The sequence below is a fragment of the Nonomuraea sp. NPDC003709 genome, assembly GCF_040610775.1.
Taxonomy (GTDB): domain Bacteria; phylum Actinomycetota; class Actinomycetes; order Streptosporangiales; family Streptosporangiaceae; genus Nonomuraea; species Nonomuraea angiospora_A.
Genome location: NZ_JBEXMW010000005.1, coordinates 377,615 through 399,230, shown reverse-complemented (window position 1 = coordinate 399,230; position 21,616 = coordinate 377,615). Strand labels below are relative to the sequence as shown.

Genomic DNA, 21,616 nt, shown 5'->3' with positions numbered 1-21,616 from the left:
CCCGGACTCCGAACGCCGCCCCAGCCCCGCCGAGCGAGTCCCCGAACCACCGCCCCAGCCCGCTCAGCAAACCCCGAACCGCCACCCCCCTCGCTCAACGGCCGCCCAGCACGCCGCCGTCCTCGATGGCCAGCCGCACCAGCTCGGCCCGCGACGAGACCCCCAGCTTCACGAACACCTTGTGCAGGTGGTAGTCCACCGTGCGCGGGCTCAGGAACAGCTGCGCCGCGATCTCCCGGTTCGTACCGCCCTCGCTGACCAGCCGGGTGATCTGCACTTCCTGTGGAGTGAGCTGGGCGACCGCGCCGGGATCGCGTTTGCGCGCCGTCTCCCCGGTGGCCTGAAGCTCCACCCGGGCGAACTCCGCCCACGGCGCCGCGTCCAGCCGTTCGAACGTCTCGCACGCCGCACGCAGGTGACGCCGCGCCTCGGCCCGCCGCCGTCGCCTCCGCAGCGCCTCGTCGAACAGCAGTGCGGTCCTGGCCGTGTCGAACGGCCGCCCGGCCATCGCGTGCAGCGAGAGCGCCTCGGTGAAGTGAGCGTCGTAGGCGTCCCCGCCGAGCAGACCCTGGCAGCGCGCCACCAGCGCGTGGGCCCACCGTACCCGTGCCGGTCCGGCCCACCCGCGCAGCAGGTCCAGCGCGGCCCGCGCCCGTTCCATCCGATCCGTCCGTGTGGCCACCTCCACGAGATCGGCGGCGGCGAAGATCTTGACGATCGGGTGCCCCTCCCCCGGACCCGCGTCCGCCAGGGCGGTCAGCCGGTCGAATGCCTCCTCCGTACGGCCCTCCCCCAGGTCCAGCAGGGCCAGTGCCCACGCCGCGATCCCGGCCGGCGGTCCGAGACGCTGTCCGATGGCGTGCGCCAGCGCGGCGCTCGCCTCCGTACGGCACTCCTCGGCCCGTCCCTGCGCGGCGGCGATCCACGCGAGCACCGCGCGGTGGTGCGCGGCCGGGTTGTCCTGCCCGGTGTCCACGGCCAGCCGGAACCCCTCGCTCGCGGTGGCTCCGGCAGCGGCGAACCGGCCGGTCCACATCTGCACCGCGGCCAGCGGCGCGAGCACCATGGGCAGCGCGCTGACCGCACCGGACGTGCGGGCGCGCACGGCCGCCGCGGTGAACAGCTCGAGCGCCGCGTCATCCGCCCCCAGGAACAGCGCCGCGCCCCCGGCCAGCCCCAGGTCCTGCGGGTCGGCCGCGTCCTTCGCCAGCGCGCGTCCCTCACGCAGCAACGGCGCGGCCCGCTCGGCGTCCCCGTCCAGAAACGCGGCCAGCCCCATCACCAGCCGCGCACTGGCAGTGACAACCACCTCCACCGAACGCAGACCCGCCTCGGTCCCCTCCACCGAAGGCGAACCCAAACCGGCCACGTCGTCCTCCACACCAGTCCGACTCGAACCAGCGACGACGTCCTCGACCTGGGGACCACTCGAACCAGCCACGTCGCCCTCCACCACAGGCCGACTCGAACCAGCCACGTCGCCCTCCACCACAGGCCGACTCGAACCAGCCACGTCGCCCTCCACCACAGGCCGACTCGAACCAGCCACGGCCTCCTCAGTCGGACGCAGACTCGCGCCGGTGGGGGCAACGTCTTCAGCCGGGGGCGAGCCGGCGGCGGCTTCGATCGCGGGCAGGGCGGCGAGTCGGCGGCCGGCTTCGGCCAGCCGAGGGTGGTCGGAGGCGGCCCAGGCGAGCCGGCCCGCTTCGGTCAGCATGCGTGCGGCCTGGCCCGGGTCCAGATCGGCGACCGGCTCCGATCCGGCGATGAGCATCGCGTACGCGGTGTCCGGGCGGCCGCAGACGCTCTCGATCACGCCTCGTACGTACGTGCCGCGAGAGCGTAACCGGGGATCGGTCGCGTACTGGGCCGCCTCGTCCAGCAGCGCTCGGGCTCCGTCAGGCTGGCCCGCGAGCCATCCCGCCTCGGCGGCGAGGGTGAGCCGCCGCGCCCGGTCCTCGGCCGACGCGGTGAGGGCGGCCGAACGTCGCAGCGCGCTCGCGGCGGCGGCATGCCCGCCCCTGCGTGCGGCGCGTTCGGCGGACTGCTCCAGTTCCCGGGCCACCGCCTCGTCCGGTCCGATCGCGGCCGCCGCCAGGTGCCAGGCGCGCCGGTCGACGTCCTCGTCCGCCAGCGCCGCCGCCAGGGCCTGCTCCACGGCGCGGCGCTGCAGGAAGGTCGCGCCGCGGTAGACCGCCGAACGTACCAGCGGATGCCGGAAGACGATGGCGCCGCCCTCGACCCGTACCAGCCCGGCGGTCTCGGCCTCGTCGAGCGCGTCCGGCGGCACTCCCAACGCCTGCGCGGCCCGCAGCACGAGCTCGACGTCACCGCTCTCCTCGGCCGCGGCCACCAGCAGCAGCGTCTGCGCCGGGGCCGACCGCTCCCGCACCCGTACGAGGAACACCTCCTCAACGGCGGCGCCGACGGGCAACCGCTCGGGCAGTGGCCGCACGCCGGCGAGTTGCTCGGCCGACAGCGAGCCCGGCACCTCCAGCAGGGCCAGCGGGTTTCCGGCGGTGCTGCTCACCAGCAGGTCGGCCACCGCGGGGGCCAGCGTCACCCCCGCGCGCTCCGCCAGCAACGCCCGCGCCGCCTCCGGATCCAGCCCGCGCAGCCGCAGCTCAGGCAGCCCAGCGAACCGCCCTCCGCCCACCACCGTCCAGATGCTCCCACTCGGCCCACTGACCGCCGGATCCACACCTCCCACCGGATCCCTGCCGCTCCTCGGATACGTGTCTTCCACATCGTCGTCGCGGACCGCGAACAGCAGTGCCACCCCCTCCGCCTCCAGCCGCCGCGCCACGAACGCCAGCGCGTCGGCCGACGCCCCGTCCAGCCAGTGCGCGTCGTCGACCAGACACAGCAACGGCCGTTCCTCCGCCACCTCGGAGAGCAGGCTCAGCACCGCGACCGACACCAGGAACCGGTCCCCCTCGACCGGGTCCCCCAGCCCGAACGCCCCTCGCAGGGCTGCCGACTGGCCTGCGGGGATCGCCGGGAGCCGGTCCCGTACCGGATGCAGCAGCTGGTGCATCGCCGCATACGGGAGCTCCGCCTCCGACTCCACCCCGCCGCCCCGCAACACCCGCAGGTCGGACGCCTGCGCGGCGGCGAAGTCGAGCAGTGCCGACTTGCCGATCCCCGCCTCACCGCGAATGACCAGCGCCCCGCTGCGGCGCGCCCGCGCGTCGTCCAGCAGCCGCGCGACGAGCCCGCACTCCCGTTCCCGGCCATGCAGCATGAGCCGATCGTACGACCCGGCTCCGGAGCGGGATCCGGGTCAGTGCTCGGCGTCCCTCAGGTGCTCCCGCCAGGCGCGCAGCGATCCGGCCACCCCGGCGCTCATACCCGTAGGAATCATCACTTGTGGGACAGGAGGCGGTCGACCAGCGTGCCGGCGTAGCCGGGGGTGAGCGGGCCCGCTCCGAACAGGATCCGGATGTACATCGGGGCCAGGATGTGGTCGAGGACGTCCAGGACGTCCGGCGGGTGTTCGCCCCGGTCGCGGGCCCGGTCGAGCATGACCTGGAGTTGGCGGGAACGTTCGGCGAGGAACGCGTCGCGCGCCCGCAGGCCGTCCTGTCCCGCCGTGGACAGGGCGATGACCAGGCGCAGCACCGCCGGCCCGTCGGGGCCGGTGACGTCGCGGGCCACGTTGGCGGCGTAGGCGCGCAGGTCGCCCGCCAGGCTGCCGGTGTCGGGGATCGGCGACTGCGTGGTCAGCCAGGTGATCGCCACATCCATGAGCAGGGCCTCGAGGTTGCCCCAGCGGCGGTAGACGCTGGTGTCGGCCACGCCGGCGCGGGCCGCGACCTCGCCGACCGTGAAGTTCCCGTAGCCGCGTTCGGCGATGAGGTCGGTGACGGCCTGGTGCACCGCAGCCCGGACGCGGGCGCTGCGACCACCGGGCCGGCGGGCCGCCTGTCGCTCTTCCTCCATGCCGCCACCTTAACGCAGTTGCGACTTGCGTTTGCGGCTTCTGCGGCTCTAGATTGCGCTTTAACGCAGTCGCGGCCTGCTTTAGAGCGCGACGGTACGCCCCCGCATCCCTTGGAGAACGACATGAGCAGCGTCATCGAGCAGATCGACCGGGCCATCGACATGACGGCCGCCATCGTCAAGGGGATCGGGCCCGACCGGCTCGGAGCCGGCACGCCGTGCCCGGAGTGGGACGTACGCACCGAGCTCAACCACCTGGTGGGCGGCATGCGGATCTTCGCCGCCGAGCTCACCGGGACCGAGGATGGGGCCGATCACGAGTCCGACTGGCTGGGCACCGATCCGCAGGGGGCCTTCGCCGTCGCGGCCGACCTCGACCGTGCGGCCTGGCACCGGCCCGGCGTCCTGGAGACGAGCGTGCGTCTGGGGTTCGGCACCGTACCCGGGCCGATGGCGGCGCTCATCCACCTCACCGAGGTGCTCGTGCACGGCGCCGACCTGGCACTCGCCACCCGCCAGGAGCACCTCGTCGACCAGCGCTCCTGCGAGGAACTGCTGGCGGTCATGCGGGGCATGGACTTCGGCGCCTTCCGCCGGCCGGGCATGTTCGGCCCCGAACTGCCCGCCCCGGCCGACGCCACCGCTCACCAGCGGCTCCTTGCCTTCCTCGGCCGCGCCGTCACTTCCGAGGCCGCGCGCTGATCACCCCACTGGCCCACCCGGCAGACAAAGGGCCCGCAGACAAGAGCGCCCCGCTCCAGGCAAAGGGTCACGCATGAGCGCGTGGGTCCCGCCCGGCCACAGGCGTCCCGTTACGCCGGCGGCCAGCTCGCCCCCGGGCCCAGCTCCTCCGCCATCCCGGCCCGCATCGCCTCCAGCGTCCGCCGCCGCGCCCGCGCCTTCGTAGCCGCATGCGCTCTCATGTTCAGGCCGGTCAGCGCCTCGGCCGTCTCGCGAGCCACGTCGGACACCCGGGCCGGCTCCACCACCCGGTCCAGGAACCCGGCCGCCACGCCGTCGTCGGGCGAGAACGTCTCGGCCAGCAGCACCGCCCGCGTGAAGCACGCGGGCGTGAGCCGCTGCCGAAGGATCTCGACCGCCGCGTACGGCATCGTGATGCCCATCGCCACCTCGTTGGCCACCAGCCGGTACGGCCCGGCCGCGCCCACCCGGTAGTCGGCCGACAGCAGCAGGAACGCGCCCATCGCCACCGCGTGCCCCGTGCAGGCGGCCACCACCGGCGTCGGGAACGACAGCAGCCGCTCCGCCAGCTCGAACCCGCCCCGCACCAGCGCCAGCGCCCCGTCGCCGCCCGCCGCGAGCACCTTCAGGTCGAACCCGGCGGAGAAGACCCCCTCCCGGCCCTCCAGCAGCACGACCGCCGAGTCGGCGGCCGCCCGGTCGAGGGCGGCGCCGAGCTCGGTCAGCATCTGGACCGAGACCGCGTTCACCTTGCCGTCGTCCATGGTGATGGTGGCGACGGAGTCCTTGAGCTGATAACTGACGAGGGTGCCCATAGGGCTCAGAATAATGTTCTGGAGGCTAGCCGTCACGCAGTCCCGCGAACAGGTCCTCCTCGTGGTCGGGCGCGTCCACCTTGCACAGCTTCCGCTCGAACGCCTCGTGCGAGAACGCCTGCTGCTGCACTTCCTCGGGCATGCGGAGCAGGAAGATGTTCTCGCCCTGGCTCTCGTGCGCCCTGAGCGCCTTGAGCTTGCGCTCGACGAACGGCGCGATGTCGACGACGCTGGTGACCCGCTCGTCGGGGGTGCCGAAGTCGTCGGACGGCTGGAAGTCGCCGAGATCGACCCCGCTGGCCCGCATCATCTCGAACATCTGCTTGATGCCGGACCGAGGCATGGCCGTGTAGTAGAACTTGTCGGGAATGCCGGTCTGCTCGACGGCCGCCACCGTGACGCGGTGGGCCTGGACGTGGTCGGGATGGCCGTAGCCGCCACCGCCGGTCTCGTCATAGGTCACCACCACCTGGGGCCGGTAGTGCTCCATCAACGCGGCCAGCTTGGCGGCGGCCGTCTCGACCGGCACGTTGGCGAACGCGTCGGGGTGGGCGTTGGCGTCCCAGCCCTCCATGCCGGAGTCACGGTAGCCGAGCAGCTCCAGGTGGTCGATGCCCAGGTGGGACACCGACTCGCGCAGCTCGGCCAGCCGCTGCTCGGCCACCGCCGCGTCGTCGTGGCCGTCCTCGCCCGGCTTCACGCCGCCCTGGCCGTCACCCTGCTCACCGTTGGTGCAGGTGACCAGGACCGTGCGGATGCCCTCGTCGGAGTAGCGTGCCAAGATGCCGCCGGTGCTGAGGCACTCGTCGTCGGGGTGTGCGTGTACGACCATCAGGGTGAGTTGCCGTTCCATGGCCGGAAACACTACCCGCCGGCTCCGACAGTTCCCCGATCAGGACCCGGCCGCCGTTGCCGGCTCCCCGGCTAGGACCGGCCGCCGTTGCGGGCCAGCTCCCCGGCGCGCAGGCGGGCGGCCGCGGCGGCGCCCCGTTCGCCCAGCTCATCGGCGAGGGCGGCCTGCTTGAGCCAGTTGTACGGGCTGCACGGCCGGACGTTGACGCGCTCGCTCACCAGCACCCGCGCGACATCCCGCCGCCCCGCCCGCAGGGCCGCCTCCAGCAGGGTCTTCTGCACGGCGTCCCGCTGCGCGTGGCTGCCGCCGAACTCGTTCACCCGGTGCCTGATCGGATAGAGCAGGTCCACGACCGCGTCGTAGTCGCCCCGCCCGAAGGCCACCAGCGATCGGCACACCGGCAGGCCCACCCTGAGCGTCATGTCCCGGTTGGTGACGCCCGGACGCGGCTCCAGCACGTACGCCTCGCGCGTCGCGATCAGCTTCTCCGCCTCCCCGACCCGCCCGGCGCCCACGTACGACATCACCGCGTGCATGTCGTTGAAGGCGTAGAACGGCTCGCCCACCCTGACCGGCCACGCGTCGGCCAGAGCGCGCCAGCGCTCGTGCTGCTCGGAGCCCTCCAGGTGGAGCCGCCAGAGCAGGGCGGCGGCGTCCAGCAGCTCCATGCAGGTCTCCCCGCCCGCGAGCACCGAGTCGTAGATCGCCAGCGCCCGCGCCTCGTCACCGGACTCCAGCGCGAAAAGGCAGTAGTGCCACCAGTTGTGGATGTTGAAGAACGTTCCGGTGGACCAGTCCGGGACCCGCGCGTCGAAGTAGCGCAGCCCCTCCCCGAACCGCCCCTGCATCTCGTACGTGTGCACGACCGCATGAATGCCCCACACGTCGCGCGCGTTCAGCTCGACCGCCCGCAGCCCGGCCTCCTCCGACCGGTCGTAGTGCCCCGCCTCCTCCAGGCCGAAGGCGTACATCCCCAGCACGTGGCCGAAGTGCGGGTCGTCCTCCCGCCAGGCGTTCAGGGCCCCGCCGATCCGGTCGCGCAGCGAGCGCGCGTCGCCGGTGAAGAAGTCGACCTGGTGCCCGGCCGCCAGCGCCAGGGCGTCGCGCGGGTGCTCCACGGTGATCTCGCCGAGCAGCCGCCCGCACGTCAGCCAGTCGCCGTCGAGCAGCGCCTGCACGGCCGCCACGTGGGCGCGCTCGCGGGGCAGCAGCGACGACTCGTCGATCCTGTCCCGGAACGCCCCGAACCGCGCCCGCGCCTTCCGCGCGTCATCGACCTCGGTGGTGAGCAGCCCGAGGTACGCGCTCAGGACGTTGCCCATCGGGAAGCCGGGCGACTCGGCCAGCGCCGCCTTGGTCTCGGTGGCGACCTCCACCCGCAGGTGCAGCAGTTCGTCGATCGCGCGGTCGTAGTGCCGCGCCGCGGCGGCGCCGGCCCCGGTCATCGCCAGGCCGTGCTGGTCGTTCCTCACCGGACCAATGTACCCACTGATCCGGTGGGGAATAGGGCCGACGCCCCACGAGTCCCTACGCCTGCCGTCCGCTCACCACGGCCCTGCCCATGGCGGGGTCGTCGCAGAAGGCGCCGTCGATGCCCAGGTCGATCAGCTTCGACAGCCACCCCATCACGTTCCCGGTGGCCCGGGGGTAGACGGGGCTGGCCGGGTTGCCGAGCCGGTAGTCGGCGGGCAGCTGCGAGTTCTCGTTCCGTACCGTCCAGACGTGCACGTCCAGCCGGCGCCGGTGCGCGTCGGCGACCAGCGTGGTGGGTTCGAGGGTCTTGCCCGAGGCGTCCTGGGGCACGACGCGCCGGGTGTCCACCCCGATCCCGTTCGCGTACGAGGCCACCTCGCGCAGCCCGTCCGGCTTGACCATGTCGTCGTACGTGCGGGTGCTCCCGGAGGCGACCCAGTCGTACGGCGCGCCCCCGAACGTGATCAGCTGGATCAGCGGCAGACGGGTCTTGCCGCGCAGCTCGCGCAGGTTCGCGGTCTCGAAGGACTGGATGTACGCCTTGCGCACGTGATAGCGGTTGAGCACGTCCAGCAGCGGCTCCTCCAGCGACAGGCCGATGGAGTCGAAGTACGTCGGGTGCTTGGTCTCGGGGTAGACGCCGACGCCGTGCTCCTGCGCCAGCTTCACGACCTCCTCGAACGTCGGGATCTCCGGCAGCCCGTCGAACGCGGTGTTGTCCGGCCGCAGGTCGGGGACGCGCTCCTTGGCGCGCAACGTCTTCAGCTCGGCCAGCGTGAAGTCCTCGGTGAACCAGCCGGTGATCGGCCGGCCGTCCACGGTCTTGGTGGTGCGCCGGTCGGCGAACTCCGGGTGCGCGGACACGTCGGTCGTCCCGGAGATCTCGTTCTCGTGCCTGGCGACCAGCACGTGATCCTTCGTCGAGACGAGGTCGGGCTCGATGTAGTCGGCGCCCATGGCGATGGCGGTCTCGTACGACAGGAGCGTGTGCTCGGGCCGGTGGGCGCTCGCGCCCCGGTGGCCGATCACGATGGGTGCCTGGCCGCGGCGCTCGGCCGTGGCGGGAGTCGTCTGGGTCAGCACGACCGCGACGGTACCGCCGGCGACGACTCCGGCCAGCACACTCGCGAGTAACCTGCGCATTCTCATGCGCGCACCGTAGACCGCCCAGGTGGACCGCGAGTTACGCGTGAGCACACAGTGGAAGACGTACGGAAACGCCCCATTTCAACGTGCCGTCAACGCCTCTGTCACGGGGAAGATTGGGTGACATGACCCAACTCACTGGCCGCGTGGCCCTGCTGACCGGCGCGTCGGGCGGCATCGGGCAGGCGATCGGGCGCCGCCTCATCGCCGCGGGAGTCAGGACCGCCTTCACGTACGGCACCCGCTCCGAGCACGCCGACGACCTGGTGGCGCGAGCGCGGGCCGCCGGCGTGGACGCGATCGCGCTCCCGGGCGACCTGGCCGACCCGCAGGTCCCGGTCGCCCTGCTGCGCGCCACGGCCGACGCGCTCGGCCCCGTCGACCTGCTGATCTCCAACGCGGGCTATGCCATCCAGCAGGAGTACACGGCGGTGGACGCGGTGACGTGGGACCGCACGATGGCGGTCAACCTGCGCGCGCCGTTCCTGCTGGCGCAGCAGTCGCTGCCGGGGATGGCGGCGCGGGGGTTCGGGCGGGTGCTGTTCATGTCGTCGATTGCGGCCTTCACCGGCGGCATCGTCGGCCCGCACTACGCCGCGTCCAAGGCGGCGCTGCACGGCATGCTCCACTTCCTGGCCGCCCGCGTGGCCTCGCACGGCGTGACGGTCAACGCCCTGGCGCCCGCCCTGATCGAGGACACCGCGATGCTCCCGGCCACGGCGAGCCCGAGCCACCTCCCGGTCGGCCGCTTCGGGCGGCCGGAGGAGGTCGCCGACCTGGCCCTGGCCGTCCTCCGCAATGGCTATCTGACCAGCCAGGTCCTCAGCCTGGACGGCGGCGCCTACCCCCGCTAGCTATCTGGGGGCGGGCAGCTCGCCCGAGCCCCGGACGACCAGCCGGGTGGGCACCAGTGTCCTGCGGGCCTTGGAGCGGTCGCCGTCCAGCCGGGCCAGCACCTGCTCGGCCGCCGCGGCCCCCATCCGCGCCGGGTCCTGGGCCACGACCGTCAGCGGCGGGTCCAGGCACTCGGCCAGGGGCAGGTCGTCGAAGCCCACCAGCGCCACGTCCCTGCGGCGGGCCCGTGACAGCGCCACCACCGCGCCCGTGGAGGCGAGGTTGTTGCCCGCGAACAGGGCGGTCGGCGGATCGCCGAGGGCTAACAGCCGCATCGTGGCCCGGGCCGCGGCCTCCTGGTCGTGACCCGTCTCCACCAGGCCCCGGTCGAACGGCAGCCCCGCGCCTTCGAGCGCGTCGCGGTAGCCCTGGAAGCGTTCGCGGCGCGTGTAGAGGGCGGCGGGCACGTCGCCGACGAAGCCGATCCTGCGGTGGCCGTGGGCGATCAGGTGGGCGACGCCGGCTCTGGCGCCCTCCCGGTTGGCGCTGACCACGCTGTCGGCGGTCAGGCCGACGGCCGGCCGGTCGAGGAAGACGATGGGCAGGCCGGCCACGCGTTCGTTGCGCAGGTGGCGGTGGTCGCTGGTGGCCGAGGGGACCACCATGAGCGCGCTCACCCTGCGGGCCAGGAACGTCGCGATCAGCGACTGCTCCAGGTCGGCGGTCTCGCTGGAGTTGCCGACGATGAGGGTGAGGCCGCGGGCGCGGACGGCGCTCTCGATGCCGCCCGCGACCGTGCCGAAGAACGGGTTGCCCATCTCGGGGATGACCAGGCCGATCGCGGCGTCGCGCGCGCCGACCCGCATGTTGCGGGCCATCAGGTTGGGCTGGTAGCCCAGCTTCCTGACGGCCTCCATGACGCGCTCGCGGGTCTCGACGGCGACCGGGCCGTCGTCGTTGAGCACCCGCGAGACCGTCTTCGCCGTGACGCCGACCTCACGCGCCACATCTGTCATCGTCGGACGCCGCATTGCGCCCATGTTAGTGGCCGCTCATCAGGACAACCCGATAGCCTCCGCCGCGCCCTGGTCCGCCACCACCGCCTTGCCGTCCGAGACCTGGAGGGCGCCGGTCATGATGGCCACCACCTCGGCCATGCTGTGGTCGCCCGGCTTGATCTGGGCGACCCGGCGGCCGAGGCGCTGGACGTGGATGCGGTCGGCGATCTCGAACACGTGCGGCATGTTGTGGCTGATCAGCACGACCGGCGTGCCCCCGTCGCGGACCCGTTTGATCATGTCGAGCACCTGGCCGGACTCCTTGACGCCGAGCGCGGCGGTGGGCTCGTCCATGACCACGACGTGCGTGGCCCACGCCACCGCCCTGGCCACGGCCACACCCTGCCGCTGGCCGCCGGACAGCGACTCGACCGGCTGGGTGAGCGAGCGCAGCCCGATCTTGAGCTCGGCCATGTGCCGGGCGGACTCCTCGCGCATGCGCTTCTTGTCGAGCATGCGGAAGACGCTGCCGAGGATGCCGGGCTTGCGGATCTCGCGGCCGAGGAACATGTTCGTGGCGATGTCGAGCGAGGCCGCCACCGCGAGGTCCTGGTAGACGGTCTCGATGCCCTGCCGGCGCGCCTCCAGCGGGTCGCGGAAGCGCACCGGCTTGCCGTCGAGCAGGATCTCGCCGGTGTCGGGCTGGAGCGCGCCCGTGAGCGCCTTGATGAGGCTGGTCTTGCCGGCGCCGTTGTCGCCGATGACGGCGAGCACCTCGCCGGGCATCAGCTCGAAGTCGGCGCCGTCGAGCGCGGTCACGTGGCCGTAGCGCTTCACCAGGCCGCGGGCCTGGAGCACGGGGGTCGTCATCGGTTCCTCCTGCGGGAGAGCTGGTCGACCGCGACGGCGAGGATCACCAGGATGCCGGTGATGAGCGTCTGATAGATCGACGGTACGCCCATCAGCTGCAGCCCGTTGCGGAACACCCCCACGATGAGCGCTCCGACCAGCGTGCCGATCACCAGTCCACGGCCGCCGAACAGGCTCGTCCCGCCCAGGACGACCGCGGTGATGCTGTCCAGATTGTCGGTCTGGCCGGCCTGCGGGTCGCCCACTCCGGTACGCGAGACCAGCAGCAGGGCGGCGATGCCGTACACGAAGCCGGCCAGCGTGTAGACGCCGATGGTCAGCCGGCTCGTCCTGATGCCGGTCAGGCGGGCCACCTCGGGGCTGTTGCCGAGCGCGTACACGTGGCGGCCCCATGCCGTGGAGCCGAGCAGGTACGCGAACAGCAGGAACAGCAGGATCGTCAGCAGCGAGCCGTAGGTGACGTTCGTCTGCCCGACCTGGAACGTCTGGCCGAGGAACGTCAGCACCGGCGGCAGGTCCGTGACCGTCTGCTCGTTGGAGTAGATGTGGGTCAGGGCGAAGACCACGTTCAGCATGCCGAGCGTCACGATGAACGGCGGCAACGAGATCCGTGTCACCAGCAACCCGTTGACCAGCCCGAACAGCGAGCAGACGGCGAGCCCGGCGGCGACCGCGAGGACCGGCGGCAGGCCACTGTCCACGGCCAGCTTGGTCATCACGATGCCGCCGAACGCCATGATCGCGCCGTTGGACAGGTCGATGCCCGCGGTCAGGATGATCAGTGTCTGGCCGATGGCCAGCGTGCCGACCACCATGACCTGCTGGATGATCAGCGAGAAGTTCGGGCCGGTGAAGAACTGGTCGGTCCTGAGCGCGAAGAACACGCAGGCCAGGACGAGCGCGGCCAGCGGGCCCGCGACGGGTGTGGAGATCAGGCGGCGCGGCAGCGTCGCTTCCATGACGGCCATGTCAGCCCCAGCAGTTGGCCAGGCCGAAGGCCGTGTCCTTGGCCTCGACGCCGGAGACGGACTTGTCGGTGATCAGGGTGACGCCGGTGTCGGTGTAGCCGGAGGCCTTCTTGCCGGTCTTGGCGAACTCCGACACCGCCTTGACGCCGTCCTCGGCCATCTTCAGCGGGTACTGCTGGCTCGTGGCGGCGATCTCGCCCGACTTCACGGCCTTGGTGCCGGTGCAGCCGCCGTCCACGGAGACGATCAGCACGTCCTTCTCGCGGCCCTTGGCCTTCAGCGCCGTGTACGCGCCCAGCGCCGCGGGCTCGTTGATCGTGTAGACGAGGTTGATGTCGGGGGCCTTCTGCAGGCAGTTCTCCATGGCGGTCTGGCCCTTGGCCTGGTCGCCCCTGGTGTCCTGGGAGCAGACGACGGACGGGTCGCCCTCAGCGATCCCGTACCCCTTCAGGAAGCCGTCGTGCCTGAGCTGGCCGACGGTGATGCCGGGGGCCAGGTCGAGGGTGGCGATCTTGGCCGGCTTGCCGGCCATGGCGGCCTTGGCGTACTGGCCGATCAGCTCGCCGGCCTTGAGGTTGTCGGTGGCGAACAGCGCGTCCGTGGCGTCCTGCGGGTCCGTCGGCGTGTCCAGCGCGATGACGAGCACGCCCGCGTCGCGGGCCTTCTTGACGGCGGGCACGATGGCCTTGGTGTCGCTCGGCGTGATGAGGATGCCCTTCACACCGGCGGCGACCATGTTCTCGATGGCCGTGATCTGGGAGGCGTTGTCGCCGTCGAACTTGCCGGCGGCGGTCATCAGCTCCATGCCGTTGGCCTGGGCCGACTTCTGGGCGCCCTCCTTCATCTTCACGAAGAACGGGTTCGTCTCGGTCTTGGTGATGAGGCCGACCTTGGGCGTCGCGGAGGAGCTCTGCCCGGCGCCCCCGCCCCCGCCGCCACATCCGGTGACGAGAAGGGCGGTGACCAGGAGTCCGGCCGAAATCTTTGCATTCATGGGCGGTTCCTATCAGGGGGGACCCGATGTCATCGTTGACATATGTCAACGTTGACATCCGCTGTGCTGCGATGATGGACTCCCATCCGAGAAACGTCAATGCCCCCCTGCCGTAACAAATCGGCAACGTGCCTGAAAGGCAGGCTCGATGATCGCTGTCCTGGGCGAGTGCGTCGCCGACGGCTTCACCACCCGCTCCCCCGGCGACCACCCCCTCATATCCGGGCCGGCCGAGCACGGCGGGGAGGCGATGGAGCTGGGGTTGCGGGTGCTGCCGGGCGGCGGGCCCGCGAACACGGCGGTGGCGCTGGCCCGGCTCGGGACCCCCACGCGCTTCCTCGGCCGCGTCTCCGGCGACGTGTTCGGCGAGCTGTTCCGCCGCCACCTCGCCTCCTCGGGCGTGGACCTCTCGGCCTCCGTCGACGCCAAGGAGCCCAGCACGCTCGCCGTCGCCGCCCTCGACGCCGGTGGTCAGGCCGAGTACACCTTCTACGCCGACGGCACCGCCGACTGGCAGTGGACCCCGTACGAGCTGGACCTGGACCGCCTCGGCCCGGTCGCCTGCCTGCACACCGGATCGCTCGCCCTGGCCAGGGAGCCGGGCCGGACGGCGGTGGAGGCCTTCGCGCGGGAGGCCGCCGGGCGCGCCACGATCTCGATCGACCCGAACGTCCGCCCCAGCCTCGCCTCCCTGGCCGACTACCCGGTGTCGCGCTGGTGCGAGTGGACCGACATCCTCAAGCTCAGCGCGGACGACCTCGACTTCCTGCTGCCCGGCGTGCCGATGGAGCGTGCCTGCGACACCTGGCACGCCGCCGGCGCCCGGCTGATCGTCGTCACGAGGGGCGGGGCGGGCGCACTGGTATCCCTGGACGGTGAGCGCGCGTCGGTGCCGGCGCCGGAGGTGAACGTGGTGGACACGGTCGGCGCGGGCGACTCCTTCACGGCGGGCCTCCTGCACAGCCTCGCCGCCAAGGACCTCCTGGGTGGCCGCCTGGACGGCCTGGATCTCGGGACGGCGGTGGAGGCGGCCGAGTTCGCGGTAAGGGTGGCGGCACTGACGTGCTCGGTCGCGGGCGCCAACCCGCCTTGGACCGTGTGATCATTCCGTCGGGACCGTACGGTAGCCGTTCCAGACGAAGCGGGCGGTCGTCACCGCGTCGTCCCCGTCGCCGGTGATGAGCTGGTGGACGGCGATCCCGTCGAGCTCGCGATACTCGCACCACTCGTGGTCGGACGTGAGCACCAGGTCCAGCCCCAGGTTCACCAGCAGGTCGAACACCTGCCCCCGGTTCGTCCTGTCCACCCCCACGAACACCTCGTCCAGCAGGATGAACCGGGGACAGCCCGGGTCGCTCTGGTAGTGCGCGGCCACGGCGGCGAACAGCGGCAGGTGCAGCGCGATCGCCTTCTCCCCGCCGGACAGCGCCCCGTGCAGCTTCCTGGTGAGGTCCTGCCAGCCCTGACCGTCGCCGCGGTCCAGCCTGACCACGAACCGGTGCCAGGCCGTGTAGTCGAGCACCTTCATGAGCTGGTCCTCCCAGCTCGCCGACGAGTTGTCGGCCCGCGCCTCCTCCACCCGGTCCCTGAAGAAGACGTACAGGGCCTCCCTGTCGGCCTCGTCCAGCCCGGCCGGGTCGCGCAGCAGCAGGTCGCGGGCGGCCCGGGTGCCGGGCGACTGCGTGGGATCGACCTGCCACACCAGGCGGACGGCCACCCGGGAGGCGGTGCGGACGCGTTCGAGGCGCTGGTTCATGCCCTCCACCAGCGCGGTCGCCTGCCTGATCCGGTCGGCGAGGTGCCGCCGCGTGTCGCCGGCCAGCGTCCGGTCGAACAGGTCCCGCTCCGCCTCCGTGATGTCCGAGCGCCGCTCGTCGCGCTCCTTGCGCAGCGCCTCGCTGAGGGCGGCGGCCCCCGCCCGGATGCCGGCGACGGTGGCGGTCAGCAGCTGGACGTCCTCGTCGGGCGTCAGCTCCAGGTCCGCGCGGTCGGCGAGGATCTCCCTGGCGTGGTGGAAGGCATCCAGCAGCCGCGCCTCCGCCTCCTTGACGTTCTTCTGCTCGTACGGCACCGCCGCGAGCTGCTCGGCGACGTCCCTGGCCGAGACCAGCACGGCCCGCACCCCGGCGTCGCGCGCCAGCTCGACCGTCGCCCGCGCGTCCGCCGCCAGATGCCCGGCCGTCAGGCCGCGGAAGCGTTCGGACACCTCGTCCCGCACCCGCCCCGCCTCGGCGTGCTTCTCCTCGGCCGTGCCCAGCTCGCCCCTGAGCTCGCCGAGCCGGGCGTGCATGCGGGCCAGGTCGTCGTTGACCGAGCGGATGAGGCGGCGGCAGGTCTGGTACGCGGCCTGCGTCTCCTGGAGCCGCTCCAGCACGCGCAGGTGCTCGGCGCCGACCGTGGACTCGACGGCAGCGAGCTTCTCCGCCAGCGTGACGGCGCCCGCCGCGGCGTCCTCGGCGCGTTCGACGGCCCTGACGGCGAGGTCCTGGTATTCGCCGGCGGTCTCGGCGGCGTGCTGGGCGCGCTCCGCGGCGGCGCGGGCGTCGGCGCGCCGGTCGTGCCAGGCGGTGCCGGTCGTCTCGGCGGTGCGCAGGGCCTCTTCGAGGTTGTCGAGCGCGGGCGGCGCGGTGGGCAGGGCGTGGCCGGCCGCCAGCTCGGTGAGCCGCCGCAGCGTCCTGCCGACCTCCTTCTCCCGGTCGTGCAGGCGTTGTTCGTAGGCCCTGAGCTGGTCCTCGAGCAGCGCGACCTTCTTCACCGCCCCGTCGAGCGCGTCGAGCGCGTCCGCGTACGGCCGCCGGGCGGGCCGGCGCCGCAGCTCGGCGGCCAGCGTGTCGCGGTCGGCGTCGACCACGGCGAGCAGGTGGTCGCACTCGGCGACCGTGCCCGCGAGCTCGCCGAGCCGGTCGTCCAGCTCGGCGACGCGGCGGCGCCTGGCACGCTCGCGGGCGGTGGCGCCGATGTAGGAGGGTTCGGGCTTGACCCAGCGGCCCGCGGCGGGTCCGAGCCGCCAGGTGCCGTCGGCGCCGACGACCGCGGGGTGGTCGACGCCGATCGCGCTGGGCGCGAACGCGATGCCGGCCAGCACCGTGTCGGCCTTGACCGGGGAGTCCGCCTCCGTGAGCAGCACGTGGGCCAGGCTGTAGCCGGGCGCGGGCTTGGCCAGCGCGGCCACCGCGAACGCGTCGTGCTCCCCCGCGTCGAACCCGCCGTCCGGGCGCAGCCACAGGTCCAGCAGGCCCGCCGCCTCCAGCGCCGCCTCCACGCCCGCCTGGGCGACGGGGTCGAGGCCCGACCTGAATGCCACCGCCCGCCACAGCGGGGCCCCCGGGCGTCCCTTCCTGGCGGCCATGTCGCGGGCGTGCGTGGCGCGCGGGTCGAGGACGGTCCGGTCGTTGAGGCGTTCGCGTTCGCGGATCAGCTCGCCGCGCTCGGCCAGCAGCTTGTCGCGCAGGCCGGTCAGGTGCTGCTCGCGGGCGGCCAGCTTGACGGCCGCCGCCGTACGCGCGGCGCCCACCAGCTCGTCGGCCTGCTCGAACCGCTCTGCCAGACCCGCCAGCTCGTCCGCGTCGAGCTTGAGCTGCGCGCAGCCGGCCGCCCATTCGGACAGGGCGGCGGCCAGGTTGGCGGCCCGCTCGTCGCGCAGGCTCTCGGCCGCGTCGTGGGCGGCCTGGGCGGCGGCGAGGTCGTCGCGGGCGCGGTCACGGTCCTGCTCTGCCGTGGTGCGGCGGTTGATGGCCTCCTGGTGCTCGACGGCTCCGGCGCGTACCTCCCGGATCTGGGCGGCGCGGCTGGTGACGGCGGCACGCAGCAGCTCCCGGGCCCGGTGCACGGCGCCGGCCCCGTCGGCGGCGCGGACGGCCTGGTCGCCCTCGTCCGGCTCCGGGCCGGATCCGGCCCGGTCGGACTCCTCGTGGGCGGCCAGCAGCCCGGCGCGTTCGGCCGCGTGGCGGGCCTCCGTCCTGGAACGTTCCGACAGCGCGGCGGCGGTGCGGGCGGCGGCCTCGGCCAGCGCCGACAGCTCCTGCTTGGCGGCGGCCGAGCGGGCCGCCGCCCCCGCCTGGTCGCGGAGCAGGGCGGCCGTCTCGTGGGCGGCCTGCGCCTCCATGCGGAGCCGGTGCAGCTCGGAGCCCGCCCGGTACGCCTCGCTCTCCTTGAGCCCGTCGATCTGCGCCGCCAGCGCCAGCTCCTGCGCCTCCTCCTCCCCGAGCCGCACGGTCGTGGCGTTCAGCTCGCCCTCGACCTCCTTGAGCGCCTCGCGCTTGGCCTTGGCCTCGGCCGCCAGCGAGTCGAGGGTGTGGCCCGCGGACGTCACCGCGGCCGCGGCGGCGCGCAGGACGCGCTGCGCGTAGCCGCGCTGGCGGCCCGCCAGCCGGTCGGCCTCCTCGACGTCGCGGTCGAGCAGGCGCAGCTCCTCGCGTTGCCGGTCGAGCCGCTCGAACCCCTCGGCGATCTCGTGGATCTCCCCCTCGCCGAGCGGCGGCAGGGCGCTCGACAGCAGGTCGGACAGCAGGCCCGGGTCGAGGCGTTCGGAGAGCTTGGGGGTGCGCAGCTGGCGCAGGGCGGTGAGGAGCGAGTCGTAGCGCTGCTCGTTGAGCGCCCGGTAGAGCGTCTGGCGCACGACGGCGCGGTAGGCGTCGGCGGACTCGTGGACCTGGCCCGACGTGCCGAGCTCCTCGGCGAGCTGGGCCTTGGTCAGGGGCTGGCCGCCTTCGCCGGCGAGCCGGATGCCGTCGGGGGCGTCGACGCGGGCCTCGGTCGTGAAGTATGTGGCGGTGACGTTCTTGGTGTGGACGGTGGCCTGGAGCCGGGCGCCGCACGTGAACCAGCGCCCGTCGGCGTGCCGGAACTCCAGCCACACGTAGCCGACCCGGGTGGTGCCGGTGGCGCCGTCGCCCATGAGGTTCCAGTGCATGGTGCGCTCGGTGCCGCCGAACGTGGACAGCCTGCTCGGCTTGAGGCTGGCGTCGAGCACGTACGGGAGCAGCAGCTCCAGCACCTTGGACTTGCCGCTGCCGTTGGGCCCGCGCAGCAGCAGCCTGCCCCGGTGGAACTCGAACACCTCGTCGTAGTAGCGCCACACGTTCATGATCCCCGCGCGTACGGGCACCCAGCGGGCGTCCATGCCCTGCGCGGCACGCGTGCCGGTGGTGAGTGCGGCGGTGAGCTCCGTGACTGTCATGAATCCTCCTGGACGGCCGTGCCGCGATCGACCCGGTAGCGGGCCGCGGCAGGCAGAGCGGCGACCCGGTCACCCGTACGGCGGGCCAGCCCGAACAGTTCGAGCACCTCCAGCGCGTCGGCGGCCAGCCGCGGCCCGCCGCCGTCGGACTGGTACGCCTTGGCCCACTGCGGGAAGCGGCGCAGCAGCTCCGTGGCCTCGGCGTCGACCCGGGCGGCCCGGACGGGGCCGGCGGAGACGAGCAGGTCGAGCAGGAGCAGGGCGGCCACCTTGGCGTGGCTTCCGTCGTCGGGGAACTTGGTGTCCGTGGCGGTGGCGTCGGCGTCGATGAGCAGGAAGCCCTCGGACCGTTCCTCCAGCACGAACCCGGCCTCCTCCGCGGCGCGGCGGATGATCCGGCGGCCGGTGAGCGAGGCGGCGTAGGCCGACTGCTCGGGGGTCAGCTCGTCGCGGTAGACGACGGGCTCGTCGAGGAGGCGGCGCATGAGGGAGTGCCTGGCCCACAGGTTGCGCTGGGTCTCGGTCGGCTCGTCGCCGCCGTAGCGGGGCTCGGTGGTGAGCGTGCCGAGCACCCGGCCCATCGGGTCGTCGCCCTCGGCGACGATGCGGGACGGGGGCACCGGGGCGGCGAGGAGCCTGATCACGCGGGTGGTGTCGACGCGGTAGAGCACCTTGGCGTCCTCGTCGTCGAGGTAGGAGTCGGTCGCGCCGTCCATGGCCGTGATCGCGCCGTAGTGCTCCAGCTGTTTGAGCGCGTCCACGAACGCGGCCCGCTCCTCGCTCCTGACCGGGTCGAACGCGGGCACCCCCGCCTCCACGGCGGCGGCCTGGACCACGCGCTGGGCTAGCATGCCGATCGTGGTGACCGGCGAGGTGAGCAGCTCGGCGGCGCAGAGGCAGAGCAGCGTGTAGCGGCGGCGGTCGAACGGGGCCCTGGTGGTGCGGCGGCGCCGGGCGGGCCGGGTGGCGCTCGCCTCGGATCTGACCTTGACGAGGCGGGCGTACCCCTGGCGCGGCTCCACCACGAGCCGCCAGCCGCAGAAGTAGTCGAACCACTGGATCAGCGGCTGCCGCCGTTTCCTGATCAGGTCGAAGGCGGCGGCGTCGTCGTGCAGGGACACGAGCGGCCGGCCGAGCAGGGTCCTGATCGCCCGCGCGATCTCCTCCTTCTCGGCTCTGACGAGCTGGTTGGCCAGGCTGCTCATGCGCCCGCCGCCTGCTCGTGGTAGGCGGGGGAGCCGCCCACGCGGGCGAGCTCCAGGGAGCGCACGTCGATGAGGTAGTCAGGACCGCGGAACCAGCCGTCCGACGTACGCAGCACCGCCACCGCGCCGTCCTCCGGGGCCCGCAGCACGATCTCCACCCGCCCGTCCGAGGTCACGGCCCGCCGGAACCCGGTCGAGTCGGGCCGCTCGGCCAAAGCCCTGCCGAGCAGGTCGAGCAGGCGTCCGAAGGTGTCGTGGTCGAGCTCCCCCAGCTGCGACAGCCGGGTCGCCCCGGTGGTGGCCAGCGCCGACCAGGCGGCCTCCAGTTCGGCCCGCTCCTTCCCTGCCCGTTCCTGGCGCTCGGCCCGCAGGGCGATGACGTCGCGCACCTTGCCCGTGCGGCCCATCCGCTCGGTGCGCCCGCGCGAGCGCAGCAGCGCCGACACCTCCACGGGCTCGGCCTCCCGCCACGGCACACCGGCCGGGATCAGCTCCGCGTCCGCGTGCCCCAGGTGCGCGTGCCGGGCGGGACCCAGCCCGAACGCCGCGTCCCACAGCCGGTGGGCGTCGTCCTCGCTCGGGGCGCCGGCGAACCAGCGGGCCAGCGTACGGAAGTCGGCGGCGGCGCTGGAGGAGCGTCGGCGGGAGTCGGTGATCCGGTCGAGCACCTGCAGCAGCGACACGATGGCCTGCCGCGCCACGTCATGGAGCCGGCGGATCCGCGGCTCCCCCCAGTCGTCCGGCCCGCCGTCCGATCCGTCGGTCGGCCTGTCCTCGGGCGCGAACCACCGGCACAGGCCCTCCCATCTGGCTGCCCGCTCCGCCAGCCACAGGGTGACGTGATCCGTGCCCGGCGCCTCCGGCAGGTCGGCCCCGTCGAGCGCCCGCGCGTGCAGCACGGCGACCCCGTGCCCGGCCACCCCGCGCAGGGCCGCGGCGATGGTGTCGGCGCGCTGCTCCAGATTGCTCACGAACTCCTGCAGGTAGGCCACGGTGGCCCCCTTGACCTCGTGGAACGTGGTGAGGTCGGTCCCCTCGACGCGCAGCAGCCGCTGCAGCTCGCCGTTGAACTGCCTGGTGTTGTCGCGCAGCCCGTCGAGGTGGCCTTCGAGCTCCCGCAGGCTCGCGAAGATCCGCCGGTTGCGCCCGGGGTCCGGGTCGCGCAGCAGCGACTCCAGCTCCCCCAGCCGGTCGGCGATGGCGTCGAGCACCGCGGTCTGCAGCGCGCCGGCGGAGGCCAGCACCGCCATCGCGTGCCGTACGCCGGCGAAGGCCGCCTCGCCGCGCCTGGTCAGCGAGTACTGCAGGTTCTTGCGCTCGTACTCCTCGGCGGTGGCGAAGCTCCCGGCGTGGTTGAAGATGACGTCGAGCAGCCCCCACCCCGCGAGCTGCTTGAGCGTCGCGGTCAGCTCCTGCTCGCCGACCGGCGCGTACCAGCCCACCGCCCGCAGCCGCTCCCGCGCCGCCTCCACGGTGAGCGCCGTCTCCAGCCGCTCGCCGGCCTCGCCGAAGGCGTAGAGGACCGCGGTGTTCAGGTCTGCCCGGTCGGTGGTGGCGAACCGGAACATCTCCGGCGGCACCCGTGGCGGCTCAGCCATCGCCCCGCTCCCCTCGCCGCACGATTTCCACGCGCGCAA

At 73.1% G+C, this 21,616-nt stretch carries 16 protein-coding genes; 3 read left to right on the top strand and 13 right to left on the bottom strand.

Going from position 1 to position 21,616, the window contains the following annotated elements:
* Window positions 1-94 precede the first annotated feature (94 nt).
* Window positions 95-3,244 carry an AAA family ATPase gene (locus tag ABZX61_RS18140; RefSeq protein ID WP_355195785.1) on the bottom strand — a complete coding sequence of 1,050 codons (3,150 nt, stop codon included), beginning with the start codon at window positions 3,242-3,244 and terminating at the stop codon, window positions 95-97.
* A 119-nt stretch (window positions 3,245-3,363) separates the two neighbouring features.
* Window positions 3,364-3,942, bottom strand: a complete 579-nt coding sequence (locus ABZX61_RS18135; protein WP_355195783.1) for a TetR/AcrR family transcriptional regulator — start codon at window positions 3,940-3,942, stop codon at window positions 3,364-3,366.
* A gap of 123 nt (window positions 3,943-4,065) precedes the next feature.
* On the opposite strand from ABZX61_RS18135, the gene ABZX61_RS18130 reads away from it, so the two are divergent.
* The gene (locus ABZX61_RS18130) at window positions 4,066-4,644 is read left to right on the top strand and encodes a TIGR03086 family metal-binding protein (protein WP_355195781.1); all 579 of its coding nucleotides are present in this window, start codon (window positions 4,066-4,068) and stop codon (window positions 4,642-4,644) included.
* A 110-nt stretch (window positions 4,645-4,754) separates the two neighbouring features.
* Here ABZX61_RS18130 and ABZX61_RS18125 read toward each other — a convergent pair whose 3' ends face one another.
* From ABZX61_RS18125 to ABZX61_RS18110, 4 genes are all read right to left on the bottom strand, one after another.
* The gene (locus ABZX61_RS18125; protein ID WP_355195779.1) at window positions 4,755-5,459 is read right to left on the bottom strand and encodes a crotonase/enoyl-CoA hydratase family protein; all 705 of its coding nucleotides are present in this window, start codon (window positions 5,457-5,459) and stop codon (window positions 4,755-4,757) included.
* Between the two features lie 25 nt (window positions 5,460-5,484).
* On the bottom strand, window positions 5,485-6,312 hold the full coding sequence (locus ABZX61_RS18120; RefSeq protein ID WP_355195777.1) for a PIG-L family deacetylase: 828 nt from the start codon (window positions 6,310-6,312) through the stop codon (window positions 5,485-5,487).
* 71 nt (window positions 6,313-6,383) lie between these two features.
* Window positions 6,384-7,784, bottom strand: a complete 1,401-nt coding sequence (locus ABZX61_RS18115) for a tetratricopeptide repeat protein (protein WP_355195775.1) — start codon at window positions 7,782-7,784, stop codon at window positions 6,384-6,386.
* 55 nt (window positions 7,785-7,839) lie between these two features.
* The gene (locus ABZX61_RS18110) at window positions 7,840-8,934 is read right to left on the bottom strand and encodes a glycerophosphodiester phosphodiesterase (RefSeq protein WP_355195773.1); all 1,095 of its coding nucleotides are present in this window, start codon (window positions 8,932-8,934) and stop codon (window positions 7,840-7,842) included.
* Between the two features lie 122 nt (window positions 8,935-9,056).
* On the opposite strand from ABZX61_RS18110, the gene ABZX61_RS18105 reads away from it, so the two are divergent.
* Window positions 9,057-9,785 (top strand): SDR family NAD(P)-dependent oxidoreductase, encoded by a 729-nt coding sequence (locus ABZX61_RS18105; protein ID WP_355195771.1) that lies wholly within the window; start codon window positions 9,057-9,059, stop codon window positions 9,783-9,785.
* Here the strand turns inward: ABZX61_RS18105 and ABZX61_RS18100 are convergent, their stop codons facing one another.
* From ABZX61_RS18100 to ABZX61_RS18085, 4 genes are read right to left on the bottom strand one after another with little or no spacing between them, the layout of a single operon-like run.
* The gene (locus ABZX61_RS18100; RefSeq protein WP_350727768.1) at window positions 9,786-10,796 is read right to left on the bottom strand and encodes a LacI family DNA-binding transcriptional regulator; all 1,011 of its coding nucleotides are present in this window, start codon (window positions 10,794-10,796) and stop codon (window positions 9,786-9,788) included. It abuts the gene before it with no gap.
* Window positions 10,797-10,820: 24 nt separating this feature from the next.
* Entirely contained in the window at window positions 10,821-11,633 is an 813-nt protein-coding gene (locus ABZX61_RS18095) for an ATP-binding cassette domain-containing protein (RefSeq protein WP_350727767.1), read from the bottom strand.
* Entirely contained in the window at window positions 11,630-12,592 is a 963-nt protein-coding gene (locus ABZX61_RS18090) for an ABC transporter permease (protein ID WP_350727766.1), read from the bottom strand. The genes ABZX61_RS18095 and ABZX61_RS18090 overlap by 4 nt, the downstream gene beginning before the upstream one ends.
* Before the next feature lie 10 nt (window positions 12,593-12,602).
* Entirely contained in the window at window positions 12,603-13,595 is a 993-nt protein-coding gene (locus ABZX61_RS18085; protein ID WP_355195768.1) for a sugar ABC transporter substrate-binding protein, read from the bottom strand.
* Window positions 13,596-13,743: 148 nt separating this feature from the next.
* Here ABZX61_RS18085 and ABZX61_RS18080 point away from each other — a divergent pair, with 148 nt between their 5' ends.
* Window positions 13,744-14,697 (top strand): carbohydrate kinase, encoded by a 954-nt coding sequence (locus tag ABZX61_RS18080; protein WP_355195766.1) that lies wholly within the window; start codon window positions 13,744-13,746, stop codon window positions 14,695-14,697.
* Here ABZX61_RS18080 and ABZX61_RS18075 read toward each other — a convergent pair whose 3' ends face one another.
* Genes ABZX61_RS18075 through ABZX61_RS18065 form a run of 3 tightly spaced genes read right to left on the bottom strand, consistent with a single transcriptional unit; the run spans window position 14,698 to window position 21,577 of the window.
* Entirely contained in the window at window positions 14,698-18,774 is a 4,077-nt protein-coding gene (locus tag ABZX61_RS18075) for a TIGR02680 family protein (RefSeq protein ID WP_355195764.1), read from the bottom strand. It abuts the gene before it with no gap.
* A complete protein-coding gene (locus ABZX61_RS18070; protein WP_355195762.1) occupies window positions 18,771-19,979 on the bottom strand; it encodes a TIGR02678 family protein in 1,209 nt (402 codons plus the stop codon). Before ABZX61_RS18070 ends, ABZX61_RS18075 begins: the two co-directional genes overlap by 4 nt.
* Window positions 19,976-21,577 (bottom strand): TIGR02677 family protein, encoded by a 1,602-nt coding sequence (locus tag ABZX61_RS18065; RefSeq protein ID WP_355195760.1) that lies wholly within the window; start codon window positions 21,575-21,577, stop codon window positions 19,976-19,978. Before ABZX61_RS18065 ends, ABZX61_RS18070 begins: the two co-directional genes overlap by 4 nt.
* Between the last annotated feature and the right edge of the window lie 39 nt (window positions 21,578-21,616).